Below are 5,704 nucleotides of genomic sequence, written 5' to 3' on the forward strand. Positions count from 1 at the left end.
GCGTCAACGAGGAGACCCACGGCATCGCCGACTCCCTCATCAGCGTCCTCGCGAACCGCTCCCACGACATCCTCACCGACCTGCTCGCCCGCCACGCCGGAACCGAATCGAGGAGCGTCTGATGGCACGGACCCTGGTCATCGCCCCCGGCCCGACCGCGAACGGCGATCTGCACCTCGGCCACCTGGCCGGCCCCTTCCTCGCCGCCGACGTCTGCGCGCGGTACGCCCGCGCCGCCGGGCACGACGTGCTGTTCGGCACGGGCGTGCACTTCACCCAGAACTACATCGTGACCACCGCCCGCCGACTGGGCGTACCACCGGAGGACCTGCGCGTCCGGTCGGCCGGGCAGGTGGAGGAGACCCTGGCGGCCATGGGCATCGCGCCGGACGGCTTTGTCCGGTTCGGCGACCGGTACGTCAAAACCGTCCGCACCTTCTTCGAGCGCCTCCACGCCGGCGGGGCGCTCCGGCTGAAGGCCCTCCCGTTCCCGTACGCCCCGCGCACCGGCGAGTACCTCACCGACGCCTACGTACGCGGCGGCTGCCCGGTGTGCCTCGCCGACGGATGCGCCGGGCTCTGCGAGAACTGCGGGCACTGGATCGCGTCCGGCGAGCTCATCGGCCCGCGGTCCACCCTGCACCCCGAGGACCCGGTCGAACTGCGCGAACAGCAGGTCCTCGTGCTGCCCCTCGAAGACCACCGCGAGGCACTCACCGCCTACTTCGCCCGCCGGAGCGCGACGATGCGCCCGCGCCTGGCGCAGATGATCGAGGAGATCCTCGCCCGGCCGCTCCCCGACTACCCGGTCACGCTGCCCATCGCCTGGGGCATCCCCGCACCCTTCCCGGAGGTCGCCGGACAGGTGATCTACGCCGATGCCGAGACCATCGCGTGGAGCATGCACGCCACCGCGCTGGCCGCGGAGGAGCGGGGCGAAGTGCTCTCAGCCGAGGACGAGTTGTGGTTCTCCGAGGCCGGCAACAAGGTCGTGTACTTCTTCGGGTCCGACGCCGGATTCGCCTTCGCGGTCGTCGGCGCGGCCATGCTGGAGGCGCTGGGCGGCTACACCCTGCCCGAACACTTCGTCACCAACGAGTTCTACGAGCTGGACCACGACAAGTTCTCCACCAGCCGTGGCCACGTCGTATCGGGCCGGGAGCTGGCCGCCGAAGTGCCCAGGGACCTCATCCGGTTCTATCTCGCCGCGACGGGACCGGACTTCCAGCGCACCAACTTCACCCGCGAGGCACTGGCGCGCGTGACCGGCGAACGGCTCGTGCGCCCGTGGAACCGGATCGCCGACAAGGTCGACCGCTGGGTGGGCCGGGGGCCGCTGCCGGTGTCCGAACGGTCCGGGGAGGCGGCCGCCCGCCTCCTGGAGCGCTTCGCCGCCGCCTGCGACGTACGCCGGTTCAGCCTGACCGCCGCCGCCTTCACCCTGACCGAGCAGCTCGCCCGGCTGGACCGGTGGGAGCCGGGACCCGTCGACGCCGGCGACTTCTGCCACGAGGTCGACGTGTTCCTGCGCTGCGCCGCGCCGCTCCTGATCGACCTCGCCGGCCAGGCACTCCCGGACCGCTCGATCCCCGCCGGGCCGCACGCCACGCAGTTCACCCCGGCACGGCTGCCGCGCCTGGCGGAGCCGGGCCGGTGAGCCCGGCGGCGACCGCCCCGCGGCGGTCCGCGGCCGCGGTGCTGATCGTGGGGGCGGGCGTGACCGGTCTGCTGACCGCCGTGCAGTGTGCGCGCGCGGGCCACCGCGTGACCGTGCTCGACCGGGGGCCGGTCCCGAACCCGCGGTCCAGCTCCTTCGACCAGCACCGGGTCATCCGCACCCTCAGCCCCGACGGCGCGGACGCCACCCGGCGGATGGCCGCCGCCCGCCACCGCTGGCGGGAACTGGAGGCCCTGCTCGGAGCCCGCCTCCACCGCCCGGTCGGGGTGGTCACCGCGTGGCCCCGGGAGCGCCTCGCCGCGCTGACCGCACCGGCCGCCGAAGCCGGAGTGCGCGTACGGACCGTGGAACCGCGGGAGCTGCCGCACCTGGCGTTCCCGCCGGACACGGTCGGCGTGCGGGACGAGGCGGCCGGGGTGCTGCTCGCCGACCGGGTCCTGAACGCCGTGGCCCGCTGGCTCGCCGGGCATCCGGCGGTGACCCTGCGGCCGTACACGGCCGTGACCGGGGTCGACGCCGACTCCGGCACGGTCCGGGTGGCCGACGGCGGGAGCCTGGGCGCCGACCTGGTCCTGCTCGCGGCCGGCCCGTGGACCCGGGAACTCGCCGGGCCGCCGGTCGTACTGCACCGCCAGACCGTCGTCTACCTGCGCCCGCCGGCGGACGCGGCGCGGTGGTGGGAGCACGCACCCGCGGCCGGGGGGCTCGGCGCCGACGGCCGGGCCTGGGCGGTGCCCCCCGGAGCGGGCACCCTCCTGAAGATCAGCTCCGACGCCGTCTGCCGTGCGGTGGACAGCACCGCGGACGGCGAAGCCGAGGACCAGGGGCCCTGGGCCGAGCGGCTGGCCGCCGCACCGCCGGTGACCGGACTGCACCGCTACACCGTGGCCGCCGTCACGTCGTGCCACTACACGGCCGCCGCGGACACCGGCGGCCCCTCGCTCGCCCGCGTGGGACCCGCGCTCTGGTCACGGGCGGCGTGCGGCGGCTCCGGATTCAGTGCGGCACCGCTCGTCGCGGACCGCATCGTCGATGTGTTGAGGGAAGGGGCGGCATGACGGAGGAAGCTCCGGTCCGGGTGTTCGAGGCGCTGAAGGCGACTCCCGCACCCGTCCGCTATCTCCTCGGCGGCGTACTCGTCAACCAACTCGGCGCGTTCGTCCAGACGTTCCTCGTGCTGTACCTGACCTACCGGGGGGCCTCGGTCAGCGCGGCGGGCCTGGCGCTCGTCGCCTACAGCATCGGATCGATCTTCGGGACGATGCTGGGCGCCGAGATCACCCACCGGTCCGGTCCGCGGACCACCATCATGGTGGCCATGGCCGCCTCGGCCCCGCTGGTGGCCTCGATCTCCTGGCTGAGCGGTTCGGGCATGCTGTGGCCGCTGCTCGCCGTGGTGGGGCTCGCGGGCCTGTTCACCCAGGCGTACCGGCCGGCGGCGGCCGTGCTGCTCAGCGACCTGATGCCGGACCGGTACCAGGTCATGGCGTTCTCGATGATGCGGATCGCGCTGAACATCGGCGCCGCCCTGGCCCCGCTCATCGCCGCGGTGGTCATCCTGGTCGACTGGAACCTGCTGTTCTGGATCGACGGCGCGACCGCCCTCGTCTACGCGCTGCTGGCCTTCGCCCTGCTCCCCAAGAAAGCCGTCGAACCCGCCGGGGCCGCGGGGGAGGGCGCAGACGGGGCCTCGGACGGCCCGGCGGACGAGGACGCGACGGCTGCGGCCCAGGCCGAGGCGGAGACCGCTGCCGCGACGGCCGCGGACGGCCGCTCGGCGTACGCCACCATGCTCCGCGACCGGAAGTACCTGCTCTACCTGGGCGCCATCCTGCTCGGCTCGCTCACCTACGCACAGGGCCACATCGTCCTGCCGCTGGAGCTCGCCGAGGACCACTACCCGACCGGCTTCTACAGCACCGTGCTCACGGTGTCCTCGGTCGTCCTCATCACCTGCGAACTCAAGATCACGGCCTATCTCAGCCGGCTGCCCAAGCACGTCCGGGTGATCAGCGGCCACCTCGTCGAGGCCGTCGGCCTCGCGGTCTACGCGCTCTCCCCCCGGTCGGGCGCGTTCACCATCACCGGCGCGGTCCTGGTCGTCTGCGGGATCATGATCGCCGCCCCGAGCATGTTCGCCCACCCGGCGACGTTCCCCGCGGCGGTCAAGGCCCGCTACATCGGCACCATGCAGGCCGTCGGTGGAGCGGCCTCCGCCCTCGCGCCGCTGTTCGGCGTGTACCTGTGGACCCGGCTCGGCGGCGGGTTCTGGCTGCTGTGCGGGATCGTGACCGCCGTGGCCGGGCTGTTCGCCCTGGCCGGGGTGAGACAGCCGCCCGGGCCGGGCCCCGCCAAGGGAGCGGATCCCCGCACCGAGGGCGAGCCCGAGGTCGTCGGAGGCACCTCATGACCGGGCAGCAGGGCCAGAAGGCCACCGGACCGGTCCTGATCGTGGGGTTCGTCGGCGTCACGCTCGCCGCGATCGGCGAGTTCCAGCCGGACGACTCGGTGCTCTACATCGAGGAGCCCGACGTCATCCGCAAGCGGCGCGTGCGCGAGCAGCTCGACGGGGTCGCGTTCGTCCGCGGCCTGATCGAGTGGGAGTACCACCTCGACGGCAAGGCCGACGAGTTCCACAACGCCCACCCGGACTTGGCTCCCGTCGCGGTCATCCCGGCGATCGAGTACGCGACCCCCTTCGCCGCCCGGCTCGCGGAGCGCTACGGCCTGCCCGGCTCCGGCCTGGGAGCCGCCCGGATCCTGCGCGACAAGGCCCTGCTGCGGCAGGTCAGCGCTGCGGCCGGAATCGCCAACCCGGCCGCCGTCCGCGTGACCGGCCCGGCCGACGTGAGGGACTTCCAGCGCGAGCGGGGCGGACCCGTCGTGCTCAAGCCCGCCAACCGGCAGGCCGCCGTGGGCGTCCGGGTGATCCACGAGCCGGCCGAGGCCGAACAGGCCTGGGCGGACTGCCTCGACCAGGACGAGGGCGTCTTCGTTCCCGACCGGCCCATGGAACGCTCCATGCTCGCCGAACAGTACGTGGAGGGACCCGAGTTCAGCGTCGAGATGCTCGTCCGCGACGGCCGCACGCTGTTCGTCAACGTCACCGGCAAACAGCTGTTCCCCGGCCCCCACCCCGTCGAGAGGGCGCACACGGTGCCGGCCGGCATTCCGGAGGGCCTCACCCGGACCCTCGCCGGTCAGACGGAACGCGTGGTCCGGGCCGTCGGGTTCCGCGACGGGATCGTGCACTGCGAATGGATCGTGTCGGGCGGGGTCCCGTACCTCGTCGAATGCGCGGGCCGGCTCGCCGGCGGCGGCATCGTCGACACCATCCAGCTCGCCTACCCGGTGCAGCTCATGCGCAGCTACTACGCCGTGATGAAGGGCGAGGAGCCGCCGGGCGAACTGCCCCGCCGGGCCAAGGGCGGAGCGGCCGTACGGTTCCTCGCCACCGGGCCGGGCCGGGTCAGGGCCGTCCACGGCGTCGAGGAGGCCCGGCGGGTCGACGGCGTGTTCCTGGTCGCGGTCACCGCCGAGCCGGGTGACCGGTTCACCGGCCTGCGCCACTCCTGGGACCGGGCGGGAATCGTCATGGCCACCGCGGACAGCTCCGCCGAGGCACTGCGGCGTGCCGATGCCGCCGCGGACAGGATCCGGATCGACATCGAGGAGGAAGCGTGACCGTACGCGAGGTCGGTGTACTGGCGATCGGCGCGGGGCCGGCGAATCTGGCACTCGCCGTGGCCATCGAGGAGTCGGGCTCGCCCGAACTGGCCCAGGGGACACTGCTGTTGGAGCAGGCCCCGGACATCAAATGGCAGCGGGACCTCCTGATGCCGTGGGCGCGCAGCCAGGTGTCCTTCCTGAAGGACCTGGTGACGCTGCGCAATCCGTCGAGCAGGTTCACGTTCCTCAACTTCCTGCACGGGCAAGGCCGGTTGGACGAGTTCGTGAACCTGGGCACCTTCCACCCGTACCGGTGGGAGTTCTCCGACTACCTCCAGTGGGTCGCCACGTCGCTGG

Annotated in this window: 5 protein-coding genes; all 5 read left to right on the forward strand. The window is 73.2% G+C overall.

Annotated features, from left to right (window positions below; translation table 11 throughout):
• Positions 1-121 precede the first annotated feature (121 nt).
• On the forward strand, positions 122-1,657 hold the full coding sequence (locus ACIPK4_RS39900) for a class I tRNA ligase family protein (protein WP_402322822.1): 1,536 nt from the start codon (positions 122-124) through the stop codon (positions 1,655-1,657).
• Positions 1,654-2,736: an NAD(P)/FAD-dependent oxidoreductase gene (locus tag ACIPK4_RS39905; RefSeq protein ID WP_402322825.1), complete on the forward strand. Its 1,083-nt coding sequence runs from the start codon at positions 1,654-1,656 to the stop codon at positions 2,734-2,736. Before ACIPK4_RS39900 ends, ACIPK4_RS39905 begins: the two co-directional genes overlap by 4 nt.
• Entirely contained in the window at positions 2,733-4,088 is a 1,356-nt protein-coding gene (locus tag ACIPK4_RS39910; RefSeq protein ID WP_402322828.1) for an MFS transporter, read from the forward strand. Before ACIPK4_RS39905 ends, ACIPK4_RS39910 begins: the two co-directional genes overlap by 4 nt.
• Positions 4,085-5,362 (forward strand): ATP-grasp domain-containing protein, encoded by a 1,278-nt coding sequence (locus ACIPK4_RS39915; RefSeq protein WP_402322831.1) that lies wholly within the window; start codon positions 4,085-4,087, stop codon positions 5,360-5,362. Before ACIPK4_RS39910 ends, ACIPK4_RS39915 begins: the two co-directional genes overlap by 4 nt.
• A partial coding sequence (locus ACIPK4_RS39920; protein WP_402322834.1) for a SidA/IucD/PvdA family monooxygenase occupies positions 5,359-5,704 on the forward strand: 346 nt, incomplete at its 3' end. The genes ACIPK4_RS39915 and ACIPK4_RS39920, both read left to right, overlap by 4 nt.

Origin of the sequence: Streptomyces sp. NPDC086989 (assembly GCF_044745505.1) — a bacterium.
In the GTDB taxonomy this organism is placed as follows: domain Bacteria; phylum Actinomycetota; class Actinomycetes; order Streptomycetales; family Streptomycetaceae; genus Streptomyces.